This window comes from Butyricicoccus sp. Marseille-Q5471 (assembly GCF_951230135.1).
GTDB lineage: Bacteria > Bacillota > Clostridia > Oscillospirales > Butyricicoccaceae > Agathobaculum.
This window is the reverse complement of the sequence record NZ_CATNVC010000006.1, coordinates 32,665-56,461: the sequence shown is the minus strand read 5'-3', so window position 1 is coordinate 56,461 and position 23,797 is coordinate 32,665. Positions and strand designations below refer to the sequence as shown.

Below are 23,797 nucleotides of genomic sequence, written 5' to 3'. Positions count from 1 at the left end.
AAGAAATACGGCGGTGCGTGAGGGTTTTGCGTGCCGCCGCTCTTTTTGTTATTGACAAAAGGGGAGGCGAGTGATACACTGAACTTGCTTATTAATATAGTATTAAAAACTTAGAAAAGAAGAGGGTGCCATGGCGGACGCAGGGAAACTAAAGCATATCAACACCGAACTGATTCGTAATTCGATGCAGAAAAACGGTGAGATGAGCAAAAATGAATTGTCCCGAGAAACAGGACTCAGCTTTCCTACGGTTAGCCGCTTGGTGGATACCATGGTCGAAACAGGCGAAGTGGCAGAGGCGGGCTTCGGCACTTCGACCGGGGGACGATGCGCGCAGCGTTTCGTGCGCGTGGCGCAGTTTCGCCTGCTGCTTTGTCTGCGGCTGGAAGCGCGGCATCTGCGGTACGCGGTGCGCGATCTGAACGGTGCAGCCGTTGAAACGGGAGAAGAAAACTGTAAAACAGGTGTTTTACAAACAATTGACACGCTGATTGCGCGTGTACGGGTGCGTTACCCGCAGCTTGGCGCAGTTTCCATGGGATTTGACGGTTCGATACGCGATGGTGCAGTCGCCGCAACCTTTGGATATGACGAGCTGCGGGGCGTGAACCTGTCGGCCTATCTGAATCATACATCAAAGCTGCCGGCCACGGCCGAACGCGACATGCACATCGTGGCAGCCGGCTGCTGTGCAAACGCCGTGCATCAGCCGCAAGCACTGGTTTGCATTTATCTGGGGCGTTTTGGCATAGGCGCCAGTCTGGCCATCAACGGAAAGGCCTTTAGCGGTGCGGGCGCCTTTGCGGGAGAGCTGCACTATCTGCCAATTGCGCACAATATGGACTATGCCAAGAACCACTTTGCGAATGCGGATGCAGTAGCGTATTATACCCAGGTCATTTGCATGTATGCGGCACTGGTGAATCCAGATTGCGTGGTACTGTATCAAAATGATCTGCTTACGGATAAGTTGGAGCAGATTCGCGCATCATGCGAGCGGCAGCTGCCGGCGCAGGCAATGCCGCAGATTATACAGTCGGACGCATTTGAAGCTGACTATGAGAATGGCCTGTATATTTTGGCCGAGAGACTATTAAAGGAGAACGGAGCATGAACTATTTTATATTTGATATTGACGGCACGCTGATTGATAGTGCTCATGTCGATCAGATTGCCTTCCAGCAGGCACTGCGTGCGCAGGGGCAGGACTATACGTTGGAAGAACTGCGTTGGTCGTTCGGAATGCCCGGGCGCGATGCGCTGCGCAAGCTTGGCATTGCAGATATCGAGGGAACGGTTACGCATTGGGAAACGCTCGCCTATGCCAATCTGGATCAAATCAAACCCTATGATGGCGTTTTAGAGGTGCTGACCACGCTGCGTGAGCAGGGGTGCAAGCTGGGCGTTGTGACATCGCGTACGCGTAAGCAGCTCGAGGGCGGCGTTACACCGCTCGGGCTGAATGGATATTTTGACGAAATTATCTGTGCAGACGATGTGGCAATGCCCAAGCCTGCTCCGGATGGTCTGCTCGAATGCCTGCGGCGGTTGGGCGGCACACAAACGGAGGCTGTTTACATTGGCGACAGCCGGTATGATATGCAGTGTGCAGCGGCGGCAGGGGTGAAAAGTGTGCTCGCGCTTTGGGGCTGCCATGAGCCGGATTCCCTGACGGCAGATTTGCGGCTGGAAACACCGGCTGAGATTTTGACCTTGAAATCATAATAAGTGCTTATTAAAATAGATAAAAAAGAGCGTCACTAACGAAGTAGCGACGCTCTTTCTATTTAGTTTGCGGAAATGGATTGATTTTCGCGTTCAGCCAAGGCGGCAAGCTGTTTTTCAAGCCAGCGCGAAATATCGCCAAACACTTCTAACCGATTGAGCTCGTTGAGAATCTCGTGCCGGGCATCCTTATAAAAGACCACCTCGATATCCTTGAGGCCTGCGCCGCGGTATAGCGTGACAACGCGCCTGGTGCCCTCGCCGTATTTGCTGACCGGATCTTTGTCTCCGGTTAAAAATAGCAGGGGGAGCGTGCGCGGTGTAGCGCGGAAGGTGTGATTGGAATTGGCTCTGACGCACAGGGTGTACAAATCCCGGAATCCGGTTGCGGTAAAGACAAAATTGCATTTTTCATCCGACGTATACAGTGCAACCGCATTTGTATCGCGCGACAACCAATCGAAGCAGCAGTGAGGATTTTTAATCTTGCGGTTATAACCTTGGAAAGTCAGGGAGGATAAAAAGCCGCTGCGGTAAGTCATACCGCGCGAGTGCGCGATGGAATCCGCCACGCGTGCACCGGTAAGAGCCGCCGGATTCGGGCCGGCCGTGCCGGATAAAATACAGCCCGCAAGTTTCTCTCCATAGCTTGCCAGATACAGTCTGGCAATGAGTGAACCCATCGAGTGACCGAAGAGGAAATAGGGCAGGTTGGGATAGCGGCGCTGCATCAGATCAGTCAATTGCTTAACATCTTCAACAAGGTATTTCCAGCCATCCTTGGTGGCAAAAAAGCCAAGATCGGCATCTCGTGCGACCGATGCGCCATGACCAATATGATCATTGCCGCACACAATAAAACCCAGACCGCAAAGGTACTTGGCAAAGGCTGTATAGCGCGAAAAGTATTCGCACATGCCGTGTGACAGCTGCACAATGCCGCGAATCTCCACACCCTCCGGCGTGAGGATATAATAGGTGACATTGGAGACGCCGTTGGCGCTTTTATAAATATTTTGAGTACATTTGATATTCATAAATACACTTCCGATCGTCGGGTAACATTTCTGCTATCTATGATAACACATTTTGTCCGCTTTGTGCAAATAGACGGAGAAAGTTCACAAAGCGTTTATAATTGAACCATTTTAAGCGACAAAATGACCATAATATGGATGGCGACTCTGCGCCTGCGACCGATACAGCGGGTAGAGGATGATATCGGCGGCATCACGGTCAACATTTAGTCTTAAATTTTGTAAGCCGCTGTGGTATAATAAAGAAAACTGATAGATGAGGTGTAAAATCATGCCCTATATTGCCGTAAACACATCCAAAACGCTGACTGCTGCGCAAAAGACTGCGCTGAAGGATGCACTTGGAGAGAAAATCACAGTCATTCCAGGTAAGAGTGAAGCAAAGCTGATGGTGGATATTTCGGACGGCCATACGATGGCGTTCGCAGGCGAAGAACGCGAATTGGCCTTTGTGGATGTGCGCTGCTATGGTACGACGGAATTTGAGCACAAAAAGGCGTTCACTGAGGCAGCATTTGCGGCTGTTCAGCAGACAACCGGACTTGCACAGGACGCGATTTACCTGACCTACAGCGAGTTTCCCAACTGGGGCACACTGGGTACGATGAAGTAAGAGAAACAGCAGCCGTTCCGAAAGGGACGGCTGTTTTTCTGTTCGCATATTGTTTACAACTAAATGATTGACTTTTAAACTATACGGCGCTATGATATAGCCAATTAAAACAGATATAGAGAGGGTGAGGAGATGTTCCATCTCGAGGAGTGCTTGTTTTTGGGAGCCGGCAAGCTGGAAAAGCTTTATCATAGGTATTTTTGTGAGGAGTTTGCCGATTACCGCTTTACTGCCAATGAAATCGCAGCACTCGTCTTTCTGGTTCGGCATGAGCGTGCAAAGGATACGGCAACTGATATTGCACAGGAATGCGGAATTTCCAAGGCACTGGTCACGCGAGGCGTCAGCGCGCTGTGTAAGCGGGGCTTCGTTTCCGCGGTACGGGATGAGCACGACCGCCGTGTGGTTCATCTGCATTTGACAGAAAGCGGAAAGGCTATTGCGGAAAAACTGGATGAAAATCGTAAATATATTGCAGCCAGACTGGAGCAGGGCATTGCGCCCGAGGATTTAGCGTGCATGGCGCAGGTCATCGAAACCATGCAGCGTAATTTAGACAGTCTGCTGGAGCAGGATGAAAGGACGGCAGCAAAGCCATGACAGATAAAGCACCCAAAAACCCTAAAAAACCCTTGATTTTTTATTATGCAATCACACTGGTGATCTTAATGCTGCTCAATGCACTGCTGTTTCCCTCGCTGATGCAGCGGCAAGTGACGGAGGTCGGCTATAATGAGTTCCTGTCTATGGTGGATCAGGGGCAGGTTGAGACGGTTGTGTACGAGACAGACGAGCAGCGTATCGTTTTTGAAGCAAAAAAAGAGGATGGCAAAACTGCCGTCTTTAAAACCGGCATGTTCCCGGATGATAAGCTGGTGGAACGGCTGGACAAAGCGGGCGTGCAGTTTGCCGCGCAGATTCCGACGCAGACCTCTCCGATTCTCAGCATCCTGCTCTCTTATATCTTTCCAATCGTGTTGATTATCGTGGTTGGCCAGTGGCTGAGTAAAAAGATGATGAAAAGCATGGGCGGCAATACCATGACCTTCGGCAAAGCCAACGCCAAAATCTACGCGGAAACAGAAACGGGCAAGACCTTTGCCGATGTAGCCGGGCAGGATGAGGCCAAGGAGGCACTGGCCGAAATCGTCGACTTTCTGCATAATCCAAACAAATATGCAGCAATTGGCGCAAAGCTGCCCAAGGGCGCACTCCTAGTCGGTCCTCCGGGTACCGGTAAGACGCTGCTCGCCAAGGCGGTCGCGGGAGAAGCACATGTGCCGTTCTTCTCGATATCGGGTTCGGAGTTCGTGGAAATGTTTGTCGGCATGGGTGCAGCCAAGGTGCGCGATTTGTTTAAGCAGGCGAGCGAAAAAGCGCCCTGCATTGTGTTCATTGATGAGATTGATACCATCGGCAAAAAGCGCGACGGCGGCGGTCTGGGCGGCAATGATGAGCGTGAACAGACGCTCAATCAGCTTTTGACTGAGATGGATGGATTCGACGGTACCAAGGGCGTGGTCATTCTGGCTGCGACCAACCGCCCGGAGTCACTGGATCCGGCGCTTTTGCGTCCGGGACGCTTTGACCGCCGCGTGCCGGTTGAACTGCCGGACCTCAAGGGACGCGAAGCCATTCTTCGCGTCCATGCTAAAGAGGTACATATGTCTGGCCGCATTGACTATAATGCAATTGCCCGTGCAACATCGGGTGCATCGGGTGCAGATTTGGCTAATATTATTAATGAAGCCGCGCTGCGTGCGGTGCGCTTGGGACGCTCCACGGTGGAGCAATGCGATTTAGAGGAAAGCGTAGAAGTGGTCATTGCTGGTTATCAGCGCAAGAACGCTGTGCTCAGCCCGCGGGAGAAAGAGATTGTGGCCTACCACGAAATCGGACATGCGCTTGTTGCAGCAAAGCAGTCGGATTCTGCACCGGTGACCAAAATCACCATCGTGCCGCGCACGTCAGGCGCACTTGGCTATACCATGCAGGTGGATGAGGGCGACCGCTATCTCATGAGCAAAACCGAAGCCGAAAATAAACTGGCTACGCTCACCGGCGGCCGTGCGGCCGAGGAATTGATTTTCGGCTCGGTCACAACCGGTGCTTCCAACGACATTGAGCAGGCGACCAAGCTGGCGCGTGCAATGATTACACGCTTCGGCATGAGCAGAAAGTTTGACATGGTCGCACTGGAAACGGTGGGCAACAGCTATTTGGGCGGAGATGCCTCACTCGCTTGTTCCAACGAAACCGCCACGCTGATTGATCAGGAGGTGATTGCGACAGTGAAAACGGCACATGAAAAGGCAATTGGTATTTTGCAGAATAACATGGAGGTACTGCACCGCTTTGCAGCCCATCTGCTCGAGCGGGAGACAATCACCGGCGAAGAGTTCATGAGTTTGCTCAACCGTACATAAAAAGGAGTGTGCATCTAAAATGAGCGATCATATCAATCGTGTACTTTGGTGTTTGGTCGGTTTGTTTCTGGTGGTAACAGGTATCTATTTCTTGATTCATCCATCGGCAACAATGGTATCAATTGCGTGGATGTTTGGATTGGCAATGCTCGTGTCGGGCGCGGTGAACTGCCTGATTTATCTGTCCAACCGCCGCTATTATATCGATTCGACATGGCTGTTGGCAAACAGTGTCATTGATCTGCTGATTGGCGTGCTGTTTCTGTGCAGTGATTGGATTGCAGCCGCGTTCCTGCCGATTTTATTTGGCGTATGGGCGGTGGTGTCGGGCGTAATCAAGCTGGTTAACGCCGCGATGATACGCCGTATGCAGATGCCGACCTGGGGCGGACTGTTGGTCGTTGGATTGGTGCTGCTTGTATTCGGCGTTGCGGTGTTTTTCCGCCCGGTGCTTGCGGCGGTGGCGGTATCCGCCATTGTTGCAATTGTGCTGATTACACAGGGTCTGCTGGCGATTGTACGCGGACTCTTTGCCTCATCCATACATCATTAATAGCGTGTTAGGAAAAACAGCAGCCGCTGTTCCGTTCGGAACAGCGGCTGCTGTTTTACTCTTGAAAATGATTTAAATCCCAGTCAATCGGCGAAATGCCATTGGCTTCTAAAAAGGCATTGCACTGAGAAAAGTGCTTGCAGCCGAAGAAACCGTTGTACGCTGACAGGGGAGAGGGGTGCACGGTTTCCAGAATCAAGTGCTGCGGATTGGTAATCAGCTTTTTCTTAGAGCGTGCATTGGCACCCCAAAGCAAAAAAACAATCGGCTGTTCGCGCGTGTTCAGCTTCTCAATCACGTGATCGGTAAAGGTTGTCCATCCGAGGTTTTTGTGGCTGTTGGCGCAACCCTGTCGAACCGTCAAAACCGTGTTCAGCAGCAGCACACCCTGCTGCGCCCATCCGGTCAACGTGCCGTTTGGCGGCGGTGCGATGCCGAGATCGCTGCCCAGTTCCTTAAACATATTTTGCAGACTCGGCGGTGCAGGCACACCCGGACGCACCGAAAAGCACAGTCCATGCGCTTGCCCCGGTCCGTGGTACGGATCCTGACCGAGCAGCACGGCTTTTACCTCCGAATAAGAGGTGTAGCGCAGGGCGTTGAAAATATCCTCCATCGGGGGATAAATAGTATATTCGCTGTATTCCTGCTTTAAAAAGTATCGGATTTTCTTATAATAATCCTGCTGAAATTCATCGGCAAGGATTTCGTCCCATTCATTTCCTAGGTGTACCATGGCGGGCCTCCGTAACGGTGTTTTTCAAAAGTATAGCACAAGTTTCGCGAAAAAGCTATTGACAAATGAAGAAAGACCATGTACATTATGTGTATGAGTACAGATAGTACACATAATGCACAGTTGAGAAAGGAGGCGCGCTTGTGATACAGATAGATTATCGGGACGGCAGGCCGATTTATCAGCAGGTGGTCGATCAGATTGAACAGCTTGCGATTTGCGGTGTTCTGCAGGCCGACAGCAAACTGCCGAGCGTGCGGCAGCTTGCAACAGAACTATCCATCAATCCGAACACAATCCAGCGCGCATACGGTGAACTGGAACAGCGAGGCGTGATTTACGCTGCGCGGGGACGGGGAAACTTTATTTCGGGCGATTTCAGTAAATTGCGGGAACGCAGGCTCGATGAGATTGGTACGCAGGTTCGCTCGCTGGTGAAAACCGCGCGTGATCTGGGCGCTACGAAGCAGCGGCTGCAAAGCTGGCTGGATACGAAAGGGGAGAAAACAACATGATTACGGCGACAAACGCCACCAAACATTTTGGGACGCTGACTGCGGTGGACCATGTATGTGCTGAAATCCGCAATGGCTCGGTGTTCGGGCTCATTGGCTCGAACGGCGCGGGAAAATCGACATTTCTGCGGATGCTCGCAGGAATTTTACAGCCGGATGAAGGCAATGTCACTATCGACGGGGCTGAGGTTTATGAAAATATTCCGGTGAAGGAACGCTGCTTTTTCATCTCTGATGAGCAGTTCTTTTTCCCGAACTGCACCCCGTGGGAAATGAAAAACTATTATCAGACCTGTTATGAGCGGTTTGATGAGCCGCGCTTCCATAAGCTGATGAAGGGCTTCGGATTGGATGAGCATCGCAAAATCCGAACCTTTTCCAAGGGCATGAAAAAGCAGGTTTCCGTCATTTGCGGCATTTGCGCGACCACGGATTACTTATTCTGCGACGAAACCTTTGACGGTTTAGATCCGGTTGTGCGCCAGACCGTCAAAAGTCTGTTTGCGGAAGCGGTTGAGGATCGTGGGATGACGCCGGTCATCGCCAGCCACAACCTACGCGAACTGGAGGATATTTGCGATCACGTCGGTCTGCTGCACCGCGGCGGCATTCTTTTTTCGCGTGATTTGGATGAAATGAAGCTTGGTATGTTTAAAATGCAGTGCATTTTTCAGGAGCAGCTGCCCGCAGATGCATGGGGCAGTTTTGACGTTCTGCGTCTGGAACAGCGTGGCTCACTTTATACCCTCACCGCGCGCGGCAACCGCGAGGAATTGCAGCGGCGAGTGGCGGAGATGAATCCAACCTTTTTTGAGCTGCTCCCGCTGACGCTCGAAGAAATCTTTATCAGTGAAACGGAGGTGGCTGGTTATGACATCAAGAAACTCCTGTTCTAAGGGACTGCTGCGTGATGGAATGCGCCGCAATCTGTGGTGCACGGTGCTGGCGGCACTCGGCTTTTTGATGGCGCAGCTGCTGCCTGTGCTGATGATGATGCAGCGAGCGCTGGAGGAACAGAAAGACCTCAAATCCATGCATGGCATGAGCGAACTAGACATTATGAGCAGCTGGCAAAATGTGCTGAATGATTTGGGCATTTTTCTTGGCGGCGGCAATGTGATGGTCAAAATCATGATGATCACATTGGGAATTGTTTGCGGCGTGGCGATGTTTTCCTATCTGCATTCCCGGCAGAAGGTTGACTTTTATCATGCGCTGCCGATTTCCCGTACACGCCTGTTTGTAAATAATTTTTCGACCGGCATTCTGTGCGTGCTGCCGAGTTATCTGATTGTGCTTGCGCTGAGCATTGCCTGTGTATTTGGCATGGGGTTCGGCGCGGCGGTCGACTGGATGAACATTGGCGGCTCGATCATCAGTAGCCTGATTCTATTCCTGCTCGTCTATGCGCTGTCCGCCTTGGCGGCGATTCTGTGCGGCAATACAATCATTTCACTGCTGTTATTGCTGTGGCTGTTGTTTGCTCCGGCTGCTGTATATGCACTGGGAATCGGTGTCAGCGACAAGTTCTTCGACACTTTTGTAGGTGGGATAGGAACAGACTACGTTATTCTGAAATTGTGTCCGATTGCACAGTATTTTGCGTTTAACGGACTATCGTACAGCGAAACTGCAGGCCGGTGGGCAGGCAACACCTCGGCACTTACGCTTCATATGGTGTATCTGCTGATTGCGGTACTGGCAATTGCACTTTGCTGGGTGCTGTTCCGCATGCGCAAGAGTGAGCGTGCGGGCGCGGCACTGGCTTTTGAACCGGTAAAAACGCCGGTTAAGGTGTTTATGTGTGCGGTCGGCGGCGTAGCGATTGGCATGCTGTTTAACATCGTTGCGGGCGATTTCTGGTTCTGGCCCGGTGTGGTCATTGGCGTAGTGCTGTTCCACTGGTTGATTCAGATTATTTATGCCTTTGATTTCCGTGAAATCTTCGGCAAGCCGCTGCACTTGCTGGGGACGTTGGTTGTCGTGATTGCCGTTATGCTGGCATGTAAGGCAGATGTGTTCGGTTACGACCGCTGGATGCCCGATGTTAATCAGGTGGAAGCGGTTGGTTACGGCAGTGAACCCATGCTCAAGACAGCCGAGAATATGGAAGCGGTTTATCGTGTTACCGAAATCGGCGTTGCCTCGATAGAAAACGAACAGGAAACTGTAGCGTATCAAGAGGTTGCCTTCCTGATGAAAAACGGCCGTACCGTACACCGTGCTTACCACATTGCAACGAACGATGAGTTTAATGCGCTCAATGAGCAGATTGTGAATTCCGAGGAATATAAGCGCGCGATGTGGGATTTGTTCACCTATGATCCGACGTCCGGCACCAATCGGTACGGACAGACGGCAACAGCGGAAGTGAGCATTTATACCGAAGCAAGTTATGACCCGATGGCAACGATTCGCAATAAGGAGAAAATTGAGCAGCTGTTGGATACGCTTCGCGCAGAAGCGCTGACACGTCCTGAGGGCGCGCGCCCTGTCATGCGGCTGAGTCTGGACTACCGTACCACGGGTGCATCGTGGAGTGATACGCAGGGTGCGGCTTTCGTGACGGATGTTGATGTAAAGACGCTTGCACTGATTGAACAAATCAGTGGAGTTAAGCCCGCGCAGCTGCAGGCTGAGTCCATCAATCGCATTGAACTGTCGTTCTATGATGAGGAAGTAAGCCAGATCAGCGTGACCGATCCGGCCGATATTGCCCTGCTGCTGCGGGATGCAGTCAACACAAACGCGCTGAGCCTGTATAAGCACAATTCAGCAGAGGGTGGTGATCTGGTTGAGTATCCCGAGAATATGTCTATCAATGCAATGGATAAAACCAACCAGATGAACATCGGAATCGGTTATCCGAAGGGAAAGGTGCCGGCTGCCGTGATTGAAAAGTATCGCTCGCAGGCTAAAGCACAGTCAGGAGAAACACCGGAACGCGTTGTCATCGGATAAAGTAGAATGAAAAAACGTGATTTGTGTGGCGGTGCGCTGCTGTTTGCATACCTGTTGGCAGTTGGATTTCTGACCGGGCCGTCCATTTTTCAGCTGCTGATCGGCAGGCTGCCGGGGGCGAGGTTGGAACTGATTCCCTTTGTCGATGTGCTCAAGGTGCTGAGCGATGCGAATACGCCGGGACTCGGGGTTTTCGCAAACATTGCAGGAAATGTATTGATGTTTGTGCCGCTCGGTGTGATGCTGCCGCTGTTTTGGCCTTGGTTTAGCTCGCTGCGGCGTACCGCTCTGTGGGGGTTCGGTATGTCGGTCAGCATCGAGCTGATTCAGATGATTTCCGGCGGTGTGACCTCGGTTGACGATGTGCTGCTCAATACACTGGGCGCGTTGGTGGGATATTTGTGCGCAGCAGGTCTGCTGCGTCTGTTCCCTCGCCTGCGCCTGGTAGCGGCGGGCCGCGCCGAATGGCGTTGGCCGCTGCTGCTGTGGATAGTGGTCATTATCGTTTTTACCGCAGTTGATTTTTTCTTTCTGATTGGATAACCTATTTCAAATAGGATAGAGTGTAGCAAGTATGTGGTGGAATTGTGCCGTCTTCGGTTGAAGGCGGCACTTTTTGTGATTCAACAAAGTGCGAGCTACCGTAATAATTCCTAAAAAAGGGCGGCTCAAGCTGTGCTTTTTTGTGTTCTACCATCGTACCATAGACACGGCTCGCCTTGACAACGTTCTGTCAGTGCCATACAATAAGAGTTAGCAGAAGTAAACAGTTGTGGAGATGAACATGAAAACACTCAATAATCTGAAACCCGGAGAAATCGGCATTGTTGACCACATTACGGCCGAGGGGGCTGTCAAGCGCCATTTTCTGGATATGGGAATCACCAAGGGCGTGCCTGTCATGATGGAGCGCATCGCGCCGTTTGGCGATCCGGTTGCCGTGCGTCTTCGCGGGTACAGCCTGTCCTTGCGCCGCGAGGAGGCTAAAAAGATCGTATTGGAGCAGGGAACACATGAAAAATAAGACGCTCGCTATCATCGGCAACCCGAACAGCGGTAAAACCACGCTGTTTAACCGGCTGACCGGTTCAAATCAGCATGTGGGAAACTGGCCGGGTGTAACAGTCGATCGCAAGACCGGCCATATTTGCCACCGCGGAACATCGCTCGATATTGTTGACCTGCCCGGTATTTATTCACTGTCTCCCTACACACAGGAAGAGATTATCGCTCGGGAATATGTGTTGTCAGAGGAGCTGGATGGCATATTGAACATTGTAGATGCGGCAAATATCGAACGAAATCTGTACTTAACGCTTCAGTTAATTGCGCTGGGGCTGCCAATGGTTGTTGCACTCGGTTTTATGGATGACGTGCGCGCGCAGGGTATTGAAATTGACTGCAATAAGCTCAGTGAACAGCTTGGCGTGCCGGTTATTCCAATCTCGGCCAAGCGGGGCGAAAATATCGGGCAGCTGCTCGATACACTCGCGGGGGAAATGCGTGCGCCAAAGCGTCAGCCGGCTTATTTGCATGGCGTGAGCGCCGCGATTCACCGTGCTGCGGACCTGATTGCGCCGTTGGGACTACGTTGCGTCAGTCTGCCGTTTTACGCGGCAAAGCTACTCGAAGGCGATCAAGCGCTTTGGGAGCAGATGGAGAAGCTGGGCATGCCGCAGTCGATGCGTGGAGAACTGCATGCGGTGGCGGATGCGATGCATAGCCACTCAAACACAACGGACAATGAAATGGTGTTGGCCGATGCCATGTACGATTATATCGAGGAAATTGTGCGTGCAAGCTATCAAAAGCCCCGGTCACCCAAGCTGACCATAACGGAGCGAATCGATCGGGTTGCGCTGCACCGCGTGTGGGCGCTGCCGATTTTTGCGTTTTTCATGTTCCTGATGTTCTGGAGCACCTTCGGCCCGATCGGCTCGGCACTGGGGGATGGCATGAGCTATCTGATTCAGAATCTGCTGTCGCCTGCGGTGCGAGGAGCGCTGACTGCTGCCGGCGCGCAAAGCTGGCTGATTGGCCTGCTGTGTGACGGTGTCATCGGCGGCGTAGGCGGTGTGCTGAGTTTTCTGCCGCAGATTGTTATTTTATTCTTCTTCCTTTCGGTTTTGGAGGATACCGGTTATCTGGCGCGCGTTGCGTTTATCATGGATACACTGCTGCGGCGCATCGGCCTGTCTGGTAAATCCTTCGTGCCGATGCTGATGGGTTTCGGGTGCACGACTCCGGCGGTTATGGCGGCACGCACGATGGAAAACGATGCCGACCGCAGAATGACCATTATGCTCACGCCCTTTATGTCGTGCGGCGCAAAGCTTCCGGTGTATGCACTGGTCGCCGGGGCGCTCTTTAAGCAGCATCAGGGACTGGTGATTGTCAGCCTGTATGTACTGGGCATTCTGGTCGGCGTATTGGCAGGCTTTATTTTGAAGAAAACAGTGTTTCGGGACGTGTCCTCGGGGTTCGTTCTGGAACTTCCGACCTATCGCATGCCGTCCTTTAAGGGCACGGTGCTCAATATGTGGCAAAAGGCGAAGGATTTCATCACCAAGGCAGGCACAATCATCTTTTTGATGAGCGTTGTCATTTGGCTGATGCAGAACTTTACCCTTACACTGGATGTGGCAAAGTCCTCGGCGGAGAGCATTCTAGGCGTCGTCGGCACGGCAATCGCACCGATTTTCAGCCCCCTTGGTTTCGGCCATTGGCAGGAGTCGGTCGCACTGCTGACCGGACTGGTTGCGAAGGAGGCGGTCGTTTCGACGATGAGCGTACTCTATGGCGCGGCAGGGGACAGCGCGGTGCTGGCGGGGCTGTTGGGTACGGTATTCACGCCACTATCCGGGTATTCCTTTCTGGTGTTTACACTGCTGTACATGCCCTGTATGTCGGCCTTTGCGACGATTAAGCGTGAGATGGGCGGTTGGCGCTGGGCTTTCGGTGCGGCAGCGTTTCAGACGACACTGGCCTATCTGGTTGCGCTGCTGATTTATCAGGTCGGAAGCTTGCTGCTGTAAGGAAGGAGAAAGACCATGCCAATTAAATTGATTGCTGCGGATTTGGACGGCACGCTGCTCGATTCCCAGCGGCGTCTGCCCGAAGACTTATTTCCGCTGATTCATCAGCTGCATGCACGGGGTGTGCGCTTTGCGCCTGCATCCGGACGGCAGTATTATAACCTTTATGAAATGTTTGCGCCGATTGCAGACGAACTGGTGTATATCAGCGAAAACGGCGCGATGGTGTGCGACGGAGAGCGGATGCTCTCGTTTGCCGCGATGCCGGCGGAGGAGGTCGTACGCGCGGTGGAATTGGCGCGCGAGCTGCCCGGCGTGTCGGTCGTGCTTGCAAGTGAGCAGGGAGCGGTGTACGACAACCGCGAGGATGGTGTGTTTCTGGAAAATATGGCGCATTACTACGCACGCCGCCGCTATGTGCCGGACTTATTGGAGGCTGCTAGAGAGATGCCAGTATGCAAAGTGGCGCTGTTTTGCTCGCGCAGAGCCGAGTCGGTGCTGATGCCGGCGTATCAATCCTTTGCGGAGCGTTCGCAGGTCGCACTTTCCGGCGCGGATTGGGTTGACCTGATGAGCCCGGGCATGAACAAAGGCGAAGCAATCGCCTCGCTGTGCGGCAGCATGGGCATTACACCGGATGACTGTATGGCGTTTGGCGACTATTTAAACGACCTAGAGCTGCTAAAGTCGGTACGGCATTCGTATGCGATGGAAAACGCCCATCCCGATTTAAAGGCGGTTGCGGAGCATATCTGCCCCTCAAATGATGAGGACGGCGTGTGCACAACAATTCGCGCTGTGCTGGGTATTGACAAGTAAAATTTTCATGATACAATTAGGACAGAAAAAGCAGAGTAGACCATAACGCGTTAAGTGCTGTCGAGACGGGGAGTTGTTCGGCGGACGAAAGGGAATTATCCTTGCGGTGCTGTGGTCGCATCCCGCTGCTGCAACTGTTTAGGCATCTCCTAAATTGCTGTGGCAACAGAAATTTTTTATGGAGGTGTCTTTTTCTATGTCCAAAAATAAAAATATCTTTCTCCGTTCTCTATCCGAACTGAAGAGCGTGCGCTGTCTGGCGCTGACCGCGCTTCTGATTGCGGTCAATCTGACGCTCGACCTGTTGGGACTGTCGATCAAATTGCCGCCGAATCTACGCATTGGCTTTGGTTTTCTTTGCAATGCGGCGATTGGCATGCTGTTTGGTCCTGCGGTTGGCATGCTTTCGGGCGTTTGCACCGATGTGCTCGGCTACTTTGCGGGCAATTTCACTATGGGCGGCTATTTTCCCGGCTATACGCTGACGGCTGTCGTCGGCGGATTGCTCTGGGGGCTGTGGCTGTATCCGCGTAAGATAAGCCTGCCGCGTGCTATCGGGGCAAAGGTTAGCGTCAACGTCATTTGCAACATTTGCATGAATACGTTCTGGCTTTCGCTGACAGGCGGCAAGGCCATGATGGCGTTGCTGCCGCTCAGGGCGGTGAAAAACCTCGTCTTACTGCCGGTTGAGATTGCACTGCTGTATTTTGTTATGAAGGCGTTTTTGCGCATCTATCATTCGCTGCCGGGCGGTGCGCCGTCCGGTGAAGGGGAGACGGCAAAACAAGGCGTTTCTCAGTAAAATAAAAAAGAACCGACTGCTCCCGTCGGTTCTTTTTTTATGCGTAAAACACGGATAAAGCAGGTGTTTCCCCTTGCACTAGTAAGCAATACGGTTCATTCAAAGCGTCACGATGTCACCCATTTCGATGAAAAAACATACGATTAAATATACCAAATGGGAAGGTTAGGTGATGTTATGAGCCTTGCATGCGCCATGATGCAGGCTTTTGTATTAGCGCTTACACTTTCGGCAGACGGCTTCATTGTAAGCGTTTCGTATGGCTGTCAGAAAATCAAAATCCCTTTTTCTTCGGCGATGGTGATTAATGTTGTCTGCAGTGCGATTTTGGGAGTCTCGCTGCTGTTGGGTTCGGTTGTTCGTCCGTACTTATCTCCAAATGCGAGCACGATGATTTCTTTTACTATTTTGTTTGTAATGGGCTTTATCAGGCTGCTGGATGATATTACAAAATCCATCATTCGTAAAAATAGTAATCTATCCAAAAAAATTCACTTTTCCATGTTCAATCTGAAATTTATATTAAGTGTATATGCAGATCCGGAAAAAGTGGATGTGGATCGCTCGCAAAGTATTTCGCATTTAGAAGCATGTTCTCTTGCCATTGCACTCTCGTTTGATGGGATTGCAGTTGGTTTTGGCGCGGCGCTCGGCGAGGTCAACGGATTTGCGCTGATTTTTGCCTCGTTGCTTACCAATGCCGCCGCCTTAATGCTGGGTGCGGATATTGGAAATCGTGTGTCGGAAAAATCTCAGAACAATATTTCCTGGATATCGGGGCTGACGCTGATGATTTTGGCCATCCTCAAAATTGCGTGATAAGCGTGGCATGACATAAGGAGTCGCCAGCAATGGCGGCTTTTTCCGTGCACCCCCAACTTTGCAAGGCGAATTACAGATACGTGCGGAGATCCTTGCATAACTGCTCCTCAATGGAGACAAGATTCTGGCAAAGCGTCTGCGCTGTTGTGTCGGCAGCCTTAAATTCATTGTGATAGCGATTGAGCGATTTGATTCCCATATTGCAGCCATCGGTGATCAAATCTGCAGCGGTGGCGTCCGAGGTGTCCAAACCCATTTTCATATTGGTTTTGATCCAAGACATGCCCTTCGCAATGGGTGTCGGCTCTTTGTCTGTACTGCCATGCTGCAAAAGCAGCTCATGAATCTCATTGCCGAGCTTCTCGTGGTGTGCTTTGCTCTCTGTCAATAAATGCTGCATTTTGGAGTCCGTGATTTTATCTAACACTTCATCAATCGAAGATACGGCCATCTTTGTGCCGGCATCACACTCCTGCAGCAGTTTAATCGTATCGGTATTATCCATTGTATATCCTCCTTGAAAAGTATGTTTCTAGTTTCTGTCGTTTTCGCGAGGGTATGCAAGTTAAAATAAAAAAAGAAACCGCCTGGTGCAGGCGGTTTCCTCGATTGATTTAAGTAGCGTGAGCGATGCGATAAGCCGGGTTCTGTCATTGAACGGTCATCTATCTGGGACGCGCGTTGCCGCACGCCTCAAGCCGTCAGTCGGAACGATCGGGCCGATCATAGTTCCGGTCGACGTTGCTGCGGATAGAGTTTACAGGCCCCCCATGTTACCATGGGGCGCGGTGAGCTCTTACCTCGCCTTTCCACCCTTACCGGCCAAAACCGGCGGTATATCTCTGTTGCACTATTCCTAGGGTCGCCCCCGGCGGACGTTATCCGTTATCCTTGCCCTGTGCAGCCCGGACTTTCCTCACAGCTTGCGCTGCGCGACCGTCTGCATCACTCACGAAACATAGTATACCGCAAAATTACGCCGCCGTCAAACCACACTTGAAAATTAGGAAAAAATCGTGTAAACTAGTAAAGCTAGAGAAAAGAAGCGGGAGGCCAGTCATGACAGCATTGGAACAATATTTCGGGGGCTTGTCCGATAAACGGGTCGGCGTGATTGGCGCCGGTGTCAGCAATATGCCGCTCATCAGCATGCTGCGTGCAGCAGGTATTAAGGTTACGGTGCACGATAAGAAAACGCCTGATGAATTAGGCGATCAATATGCCACGCTGTCAACACTTGGCGTGGATTTTGTGCTGGGGGATCATTACCTTGACGCGTGCGACGAGGATGTGATTTTCCGTACACCCGGCGTACATCCGCGCTTTCTGGAGGGTGCGCGTCAGCTAGGCAGCGTCATCACAAGTGAAATGGAGCTGTTTTTCGCGGTTTGTCCCTGCCCGATTATCGGTATTACCGGCTCGGATGGTAAGACGACGACCACTACACTTACTTGTGAAATTCTGCGCCATGCAGGCAAGAGAGTGCATCTGGGGGGGAACATCGGCCGCCCGCTGCTGCCGCGCGTGAGCGAAATGTCGGCGGATGATTTGGCGGTGGTTGAACTTTCTTCATTCCAGCTGATGGGCATGAAATACAGCCCACAGGTTGCAGCTATCACGAACCTGACGCCCAATCACTTGGATTATCACAAGGATTTTGACGAATATGTGCAGGCGAAGACCGCTGTCTACCGCAACCAGAAGGAGGGCGATCGCCTTATTCTCAATCTGGATGATGAGGTGACGTGTTCGCTCAAGGCATCCGGCAATCTGTTCTGTACGAGCAAAAACAAGGAACTGGCCAACGGCGTTTATCTGAAGAACGATATCATTTATATCGCAGAAAATGGTGTATCGCGCGTGCTGATGCCCGCGTCTGACATTCGTATTCCGGGCGCACATAATGTGTACAACATGATGATGGCAGCGGCTATCGTGCAGGGTTGGTGCTCGGATGATGATATCCGCGCAGTAGCGACGACGTTCGGCGGGGTGGAGCATCGTATTGAGTTCGTCCGTGAGAAGGATGGTGTGCGGTATTATAATGATTCGATCGCATCCAGCCCCACACGCACCATTGCGGGACTGAATTCGTTCCAGCAGAAGGTCATCCTGATTGCGGGCGGCTATGATAAGCATATCCCATATGACGTTCTGGGCGAGCCGGTTTGTGAGCATGTCAAAACACTGATCTTGACCGGTGCGACTGCGCCGAAAATCCGGGACAGCGTGCTCGCGGTTGAGGGCGAACACCCGCCAATCTATGAGGTGGAGAGTCTGGAGGTTGCGGTGCATGAGGCAAGTCATCTGGCTGCACCCGGCGACGTAGTCATCATGAGTCCGGCAAGCGCATCCTTTGACCGATTTAAGAATTTTATGGAGCGCGGCGATTTGTTTAAAACGTTGGTGCATGCCCTGTAAACAATAGAGAAACGCCCCGACTTTTTGTCGGGGCGCTTTTTTATGCCTGCTTTTTGAAATGTCGGATGGAAAACAGTACGGTCACGAGCGCAGTCACCAGTTCGACGGCGGGGAAGGTTGCCCACACGCCGTTCATGTGAAAAACCGACGCCAGTATGAGCAGAATCGGGGCGTTTGCAATCAAACCACGCAGCAGCGAAAGCACAAAGCCTTGCCGCGTCTGCTCAATCGCGCTGAAATAGGCAGAGGAGATGATATTGACACCCGCGCACCAGAAACCGAGGAAGTAGATGCGCAGTCCCTTGACCGCAAACGAGGTAAGTACGGGGTCGCCCTCACTGTTAAAGGCGGCGGTGAGCGGCTCGGCCCACAAGAAGATGACCAGATAAAGCGCGGTGGCAATTATCAGCGAAAGCATGAGCGCGTATCGAAACAGCCGATGGAGCGTATGTGTCTCGCCGCGGCCGTAATAGCTGCTGACCAAGGGCTGAGTGCCTTGCGCGATGCCGGTAAAAATCGATACGCCGACGATGGCAACGTTTGCAACCACGCCATAGGCCGCCACGCCGATATTTCCGGCCAGACGCAGAATGACCAGATTGAACATCAGCAGTACAAAGCCGGTGGAAAGTTCGTTAATCAACGTAGATATTCCGGGCATGCAGAGCGCGGAAAATAAACGCGGCCGGATTTTTTGCTTTTCCAGACGGAACCGGCAGGCATCACTGCGCAAATGAAAGGAGAGCACGATGATACCGATAATGGGGGACAGTCCAGTTGCGAGAGCCGCGCCGAAAATGCCCAGTCCGCACGGGAAAACGAGCACATAATCGAGCACGATATTCGTCAGACTTCCGATTAGCATGGCCATCATTGCGAGCCGCGGCGCACCATCGTTACGGACAAAGGCAGTTAGCACATCATTTAAGACAAATGCGGGACCAAAGCAAAGCAGAATACGAAGATAGTTGCTGGTCAAGAAAAAGGTTTGGTCATCCGCGCCGAGCAGACGCGAGAGCGGACCTGCGGCGAATGCACCGATGATTAGCGCAAGGATGCCGACCAACAGCGCCAAAAAGGTAGCGTGGGTAAAGATTCGGTCGGCCTCTTCGGTATCGTTCTGCGCGCGACAGACAGAGTAGCGTGTCGCTCCGCCAATACCGATCATCAAACCGATGCCATGCATCAGGCTGTATGCGGGAATGGCCAGATTAAGCGCGGTCAGGCCGGCTGAGCCTACGCCGCGGGCAATAAAGAATGTGTCTGCCAGAATGTAGCAGGATACCCCGATCATCCCAAAAATATTGAGTGAAACATATTTGGCGAATTCCTGCCGCAGTGATTGGTGTTTCATTTCTCCCTCCACAAAGAAAGCGCCCGGCAACACAACACCTGCTCAGGCCTAACGGTGTTGGTTCCGAACGCAAAATATGCTTTGCCCGGCGACAAAGCAACGCGAGTATATTCGAATGTTCCCAGTATAACAAAAGTAAACGCGAAAAGCAAGCTGATTATTGTGATGCAGCCGTATGACAGCGCAGACAGCTGGTGGCAAAGATGTTCAGAAGCTCTGCGATTTCCTCCGGGGTTTCTTTGCAATCGCCGAGCAGCCATTGTTCAATGACCGCCATACTGCCGCTGGAGGCGAAGGAATACACTAGTTCCAAACGACGCAGGGGCGTATCCGGAAAGTGTTGATGCCAGTGGCCAATAAAATTTTCGCGGGACATTTGGTTGATTCGTTTGATAAATTGCGGACTGCCGTGCTCGCTTAAAATCACCAGACAAATCAGACGGTTTTTGCGAATGGCGTGCAGCATAGAAGTCATGTGGGACAGCGGATCGCTTCCGACTGCGAAAGCGGCGGCAGCGTTCATTTCACAAATCAAATCGGTTTCGATGGTTTCCATCAAATCATAAACATCCTGATAGTGCAGGTAAAACGTGCTGCGATTAATATCGGCGCGGGCGCAGACGTCTTTCACAGTGATGTTTTTGATTGGCTTTTGAAGCAGCAGTTCAATCAGTGCGGTGCGCAATGCGTCGCACGTATATTGAACGCGGCGGCTCGGTTTTTTTTCTGGCTGCATGCATGTGCTCCTTCCGCAACATGGTTTTGATAGCATCAGTATACGGCGCGCAGCGCAGAAAGTCAACACTGTGTTGTATTCGGTACACCTGTACATAAAAAAGACACCGCTGTCCAATGTGCAGCGGTGCCTCATGAAAAGTCAGAAATAAGTATAGTTTTTCGGTTTGACCGACCAGCCGATTGCCCGCTGAATGTCATCTGCATAGGATTCGTCATGCAGAAGCATGCTGCCGTGCGCGAGCATCTGCCGCAGCGGTACTGCACCCATCACAAAAGAGGATAGTTCTGCAATGCCGGTGGTCAGCACCACATCGGGCGGCGCATCTGCAACAAGCCGGACAGAGTCTCCGTCGATTCGCAGAAGAAAGATACCGTTATTTGCCTCGATAAAATCATCTTTAACATCGAGTGCAAGTACAAACGGCCGGCTGACCGGCGTTTCGCAATGCGTTTGCTGTGCAAAATAGGTTGGAATATCGAACAAGCGCACCATATATCCCATGGTTCGGCGTCCGATTTCATGGATGCAGCCGTCATGCGCGCGGTTTTCGCCGCTGTCTGGATTGAGAAACATCAGGTGCAGGTGCTCGTCGGGTGACAAAAAGCGAATACGCTCAATCTGATCGACTTGGGAGGCAAAAAAGGTCATAAATTGCCGAAGTGTGTCCAAATCATCGTAAATCATCTCCCGAATGACCAAATCATGATACATATCGGTATAATGGTCAACTTCGACGAATTCGAAAGTAAAATAGCCGGTAATCCGTCCGTTTTTACGGCACAGAACAACATAGGGCATGTCAAAAATGCGGTGTGGATCCATAAAGTGATGAACGGTCGCACCGTGCGTGCGCGCGGCATATGCGCGATAGGATTCGAGAATCTCTTCTTGATCCTCCGGCTCTGCATAAGACAGATTGGATTTGTCGCCAAACGAACGGATGTCTCGCGTTCGCGGTGTATAATAGGTGCTTTCATTGCCGTGGCCATACCCCATTTTATAATAAAACGAGGGGCTGAATGGATGGAGACAGCCGATTGGCGTCCCCAGTTTGGCGTAGTACCCCATCAATACCCGTAACAGGTTGCGGGCTATATGCTCCTTTTTGCGTAAAAAATTGGTGGAAACATAGGCCGCGGCCCCCATGGGCATCATCACGCCTCTGACATTGAGGGTGAAATCCATCATTAAAATGGATCCGGCGAGTGTTCCGTTGTCATCGAAACAACCGAGGTAGCGTCCCTCGTCCGGTTGGTACAGTTCGCCTTCCATGCTCCGAAGCAGTGCGTCGGGCGTCTTCGAGGGAAATGCAGTTAGCACATTCCGTCGCAGTTGCCCGACCTCTTCGGGGAGAACGAACCGAATATCCATTTTTTCACTCCTTATTGTACATATCACGAAGCCGGCTGGAAACGGCTCGTGTTCACCAGTTCTCTTTTATTATGTCAGTTTCGTATAAAAAGTCAAGGTCGATTTTAGAAAATGCAGTGAAAATGCCGAGGATATGCTTGACGGCTGCATGAAAATGGTATATGATAATCACATAGTCGATCAGGGACGAGGAAGCCGCTGACAACGATTTATAGCATATTGAGTATGGATAAGGTGCGATGCAGCGTCTTTTGGATCTTGTATAAGGGGGATTCAAGGCGCTTTTTTTGCATCAAAAAATGCCGATGACCCCGGAAAAGGGAAGGGGCAAATGAACAGATTCGACCTACATACGAAAATCCTTATCGGCGGCGCGGGGCTGGATGAAGTGCTGCGCGGCATGCATCGCGTGTTCATTGTTACCGACAAATTCATGGCGGAGAGCGGCGCGGTGAAGTATTTGACGGATCGTCTGGCGGCGCAGCATGCGGAATGGCGCATCTACTCCGAGGTCGGCCCGGATCCGGATATCTCCATGATATCGGCCGGCGTCGGCATGGTATTGGATTTTGCGCCGGAGGCGGTTATCGCATTTGGCGGCGGTTCTCCGATTGATGCGGCAAAGGCAATCGTTTATTTTGCTGCTCGTGAGTTTGACATGCATGACTGTCCGTTTATTGCAGTGCCGACAACGAGCGGCACGGGTTCGGAGGTCAGCAAGTTCGCGGTCATCACAGATCGGGACAAGGGTGTCAAATATCCACTGATTGATGACAGCCTGCTGCCGGATTACGCCGTTTTGGATGCCGAGCTAACCAAATCGGTGCCGCCAAAAGTTACGGCAGACACCGGAATTGATGTTCTCACTCACGCAATCGAAGCGTATGTTTGTACCGAAGCCAACTCATTTACCGATGCACTGGCCGAAAAAGCGATGGAACTCGTTTATCAAAATTTGCTGACCGCGTATCAATCGCCAAATGATATGGAAGCGCGGCAGAATATGCACAATGCATCATGCCTGGCGGGTGCAGCTTTTTCAAATGCAGGTCTCGGACTGTGCCACAGCATGGCACATGCGCTCGGCGCGCAGGCACACGTGGCACATGGACGTGCAAATGGCATCCTTTTGCCCTATGTTATGAGTTTTAACGCGGGCTGTGACCGCTCAGCGCTCACGAAAACCGCTGAGCGTTATGCGGAGCTTGCAGCTTTGCTGGAGCTGCAAGCGACTAATCTGCGACAAAGCGCGCTTAATCTGATTCGCACCGTGCGTCGGTTTGAATCCAAAATGGGAATTCCGCACAGCATTCGGGATGCGGGCGTGTCAGCAGCTGATTTTGAGCGGATGCTAGAACCGATGGCGGAAGCGGCAATCGCCGACCGCTGCACGGCTACCAACCCGCAGTCCTGCACCAAAGAAGATATTATCGAGATTTATCGGGAGGCCTATACGGGTCGTTCGATTCTGGTTCGCACTTGAGCATGCTCAACATAGACCGGAGGGATAAAATGATTGAGATCGATGAGAAGCAGCGTATTATTCAGGAATTTGTACCCGGTAAGCAGGTCACGCTAGCGCATGTGATTGCAAGTCCGGTGGAGCAGCTTTATGCAAAACTGGGACTGATTGATGCAGACGGCGCGATTGGGATTTTTACCATCACGCCAAGCGAAGCGGCTATGATTGCCGCAGATGTTGCAAGCAAAGCGGCGGATGTTTCGATTGGCTTTGTCGATCGATTCAACGGTTCGCTTGTCATTACAGGAGATGTTGCTGCTGTGGAGGCCGCGCTGCATGACGTAATCGGTGTGCTGTGCAATAAAATGGGCTTCAGTCCGGCACCAATCACCAAAACATAAAGACA

At 51.8% G+C, this 23,797-nt stretch carries 24 protein-coding genes, 1 other RNA gene and 1 riboswitch; of the genes, 18 read left to right on the top strand and 7 right to left on the bottom strand.

All coding sequences use genetic code 11. From position 1 onward, the window contains the following. The first annotated feature begins 130 nt into the window (after positions 1–130). On the top strand, positions 131–1,114 hold the full coding sequence (locus QOX26_RS08520) for an ROK family protein (protein ID WP_283674550.1): 984 nt from the start codon (positions 131–133) through the stop codon (positions 1,112–1,114). Next, positions 1,111–1,725 (top strand): HAD family hydrolase, encoded by a 615-nt coding sequence (locus QOX26_RS08515; RefSeq protein ID WP_283674549.1) that lies wholly within the window; start codon positions 1,111–1,113, stop codon positions 1,723–1,725. The genes QOX26_RS08520 and QOX26_RS08515 overlap by 4 nt, the downstream gene beginning before the upstream one ends. Positions 1,726–1,787: 62 nt before the next feature. Here QOX26_RS08515 and QOX26_RS08510 read toward each other — a convergent pair whose 3' ends face one another. Then, positions 1,788–2,762: an alpha/beta fold hydrolase gene (locus QOX26_RS08510; RefSeq protein ID WP_283674548.1), complete on the bottom strand. Its 975-nt coding sequence runs from the start codon at positions 2,760–2,762 to the stop codon at positions 1,788–1,790. 271 nt (positions 2,763–3,033) lie between these two features. Between QOX26_RS08510 and QOX26_RS08505 the strand changes: the two genes are divergently transcribed. From QOX26_RS08505 to QOX26_RS08490, 4 genes are all read left to right on the top strand, one after another. Then, complete coding sequence (locus QOX26_RS08505; RefSeq protein ID WP_283674547.1) at positions 3,034–3,375, top strand: phenylpyruvate tautomerase MIF-related protein; 342 nt, start codon at positions 3,034–3,036, stop codon at positions 3,373–3,375. Positions 3,376–3,507: 132 nt separating this feature from the next. After that, a complete protein-coding gene (locus QOX26_RS08500; protein WP_283674546.1) occupies positions 3,508–3,975 on the top strand; it encodes a MarR family winged helix-turn-helix transcriptional regulator in 468 nt (155 codons plus the stop codon). After that, on the top strand, positions 3,972–5,801 hold the full coding sequence (gene ftsH, locus QOX26_RS08495; RefSeq protein WP_283674545.1) for an ATP-dependent zinc metalloprotease FtsH: 1,830 nt from the start codon (positions 3,972–3,974) through the stop codon (positions 5,799–5,801). Before QOX26_RS08500 ends, ftsH begins: the two co-directional genes overlap by 4 nt. Before the next feature lie 19 nt (positions 5,802–5,820). Next, the gene (locus tag QOX26_RS08490) at positions 5,821–6,354 is read left to right on the top strand and encodes an HdeD family acid-resistance protein (RefSeq protein ID WP_283674544.1); all 534 of its coding nucleotides are present in this window, start codon (positions 5,821–5,823) and stop codon (positions 6,352–6,354) included. A gap of 55 nt (positions 6,355–6,409) precedes the next feature. Here QOX26_RS08490 and QOX26_RS08485 read toward each other — a convergent pair whose 3' ends face one another. Continuing rightward, positions 6,410–7,090 (bottom strand): uracil-DNA glycosylase, encoded by a 681-nt coding sequence (locus QOX26_RS08485; RefSeq protein ID WP_283674543.1) that lies wholly within the window; start codon positions 7,088–7,090, stop codon positions 6,410–6,412. A gap of 143 nt (positions 7,091–7,233) precedes the next feature. Between QOX26_RS08485 and QOX26_RS08480 the strand changes: the two genes are divergently transcribed. The 9 genes from QOX26_RS08480 to ytaF all read left to right on the top strand — a co-directional run bounded on the left by QOX26_RS08480 (position 7,234) and on the right by ytaF (position 16,041). Continuing rightward, on the top strand, positions 7,234–7,605 hold the full coding sequence (locus QOX26_RS08480) for a GntR family transcriptional regulator (protein WP_283674542.1): 372 nt from the start codon (positions 7,234–7,236) through the stop codon (positions 7,603–7,605). Next, positions 7,602–8,501: an ABC transporter ATP-binding protein gene (locus tag QOX26_RS08475; protein ID WP_283674541.1), complete on the top strand. Its 900-nt coding sequence runs from the start codon at positions 7,602–7,604 to the stop codon at positions 8,499–8,501. Before QOX26_RS08480 ends, QOX26_RS08475 begins: the two co-directional genes overlap by 4 nt. Beyond that, positions 8,476–10,566 (top strand): hypothetical protein, encoded by a 2,091-nt coding sequence (locus tag QOX26_RS08470; RefSeq protein ID WP_283674540.1) that lies wholly within the window; start codon positions 8,476–8,478, stop codon positions 10,564–10,566. Before QOX26_RS08475 ends, QOX26_RS08470 begins: the two co-directional genes overlap by 26 nt. A gap of 6 nt (positions 10,567–10,572) precedes the next feature. Further along, complete coding sequence (locus QOX26_RS08465; RefSeq protein WP_283674539.1) at positions 10,573–11,109, top strand: VanZ family protein; 537 nt, start codon at positions 10,573–10,575, stop codon at positions 11,107–11,109. 241 nt (positions 11,110–11,350) lie between these two features. Beyond that, entirely contained in the window at positions 11,351–11,590 is a 240-nt protein-coding gene (locus tag QOX26_RS08460; RefSeq protein WP_283674538.1) for a FeoA family protein, read from the top strand. Continuing rightward, positions 11,580–13,601, top strand: a complete 2,022-nt coding sequence (gene feoB / locus QOX26_RS08455) for a ferrous iron transport protein B (RefSeq protein WP_283674537.1) — start codon at positions 11,580–11,582, stop codon at positions 13,599–13,601. The genes QOX26_RS08460 and feoB overlap by 11 nt, the downstream gene beginning before the upstream one ends. 15 nt (positions 13,602–13,616) lie before the next feature. After that, positions 13,617–14,420: a Cof-type HAD-IIB family hydrolase gene (locus QOX26_RS08450; protein ID WP_283674536.1), complete on the top strand. Its 804-nt coding sequence runs from the start codon at positions 13,617–13,619 to the stop codon at positions 14,418–14,420. Positions 14,421–14,449: 29 nt separating this feature from the next. After that, positions 14,450–14,550, top strand: a riboswitch (THF riboswitch). Between the two features lie 66 nt (positions 14,551–14,616). After that, entirely contained in the window at positions 14,617–15,222 is a 606-nt protein-coding gene (locus QOX26_RS08445) for a folate family ECF transporter S component (RefSeq protein WP_283674535.1), read from the top strand. A 156-nt stretch (positions 15,223–15,378) separates the two neighbouring features. After that, positions 15,379–16,041: a sporulation membrane protein YtaF gene (gene ytaF, locus QOX26_RS08440; protein WP_283674534.1), complete on the top strand. Its 663-nt coding sequence runs from the start codon at positions 15,379–15,381 to the stop codon at positions 16,039–16,041. Between the two features lie 73 nt (positions 16,042–16,114). Here the strand turns inward: ytaF and QOX26_RS08435 are convergent, their stop codons facing one another. Next, a complete protein-coding gene (locus QOX26_RS08435; protein WP_283674533.1) occupies positions 16,115–16,549 on the bottom strand; it encodes a hypothetical protein in 435 nt (144 codons plus the stop codon). Between the two features lie 115 nt (positions 16,550–16,664). After that, positions 16,665–16,996: RNase P RNA component class A (gene rnpB, locus QOX26_RS08430), an RNA gene on the bottom strand. A 107-nt stretch (positions 16,997–17,103) separates the two neighbouring features. Between rnpB and murD the strand changes: the two genes are divergently transcribed. Continuing rightward, the gene (gene murD / locus QOX26_RS08425) at positions 17,104–18,465 is read left to right on the top strand and encodes a UDP-N-acetylmuramoyl-L-alanine--D-glutamate ligase (RefSeq protein ID WP_283674532.1); all 1,362 of its coding nucleotides are present in this window, start codon (positions 17,104–17,106) and stop codon (positions 18,463–18,465) included. A 40-nt stretch (positions 18,466–18,505) separates the two neighbouring features. Here the strand turns inward: murD and QOX26_RS08420 are convergent, their stop codons facing one another. The 3 genes from QOX26_RS08420 to QOX26_RS08410 form a co-directional block, all read right to left on the bottom strand. Beyond that, a complete protein-coding gene (locus tag QOX26_RS08420; RefSeq protein ID WP_283674531.1) occupies positions 18,506–19,819 on the bottom strand; it encodes an MATE family efflux transporter in 1,314 nt (437 codons plus the stop codon). Between the two features lie 157 nt (positions 19,820–19,976). Further along, on the bottom strand, positions 19,977–20,555 hold the full coding sequence (locus QOX26_RS08415) for a TetR/AcrR family transcriptional regulator (RefSeq protein ID WP_283674530.1): 579 nt from the start codon (positions 20,553–20,555) through the stop codon (positions 19,977–19,979). Between the two features lie 141 nt (positions 20,556–20,696). Next, on the bottom strand, positions 20,697–21,929 hold the full coding sequence (locus tag QOX26_RS08410; protein ID WP_283674529.1) for a GNAT family N-acetyltransferase: 1,233 nt from the start codon (positions 21,927–21,929) through the stop codon (positions 20,697–20,699). Between the two features lie 331 nt (positions 21,930–22,260). Here QOX26_RS08410 and QOX26_RS08405 point away from each other — a divergent pair, with 331 nt between their 5' ends. Both QOX26_RS08405 and QOX26_RS08400 read left to right on the top strand, forming a co-directional pair. Then, entirely contained in the window at positions 22,261–23,412 is a 1,152-nt protein-coding gene (locus QOX26_RS08405; protein ID WP_283674528.1) for a 1-propanol dehydrogenase PduQ, read from the top strand. A gap of 29 nt (positions 23,413–23,441) precedes the next feature. Further along, positions 23,442–23,792, top strand: coding sequence for a BMC domain-containing protein (locus QOX26_RS08400; RefSeq protein ID WP_283674527.1), 351 nt, complete (start codon positions 23,442–23,444; stop codon positions 23,790–23,792). The last annotated feature ends 5 nt before the right edge of the window (positions 23,793–23,797 follow it).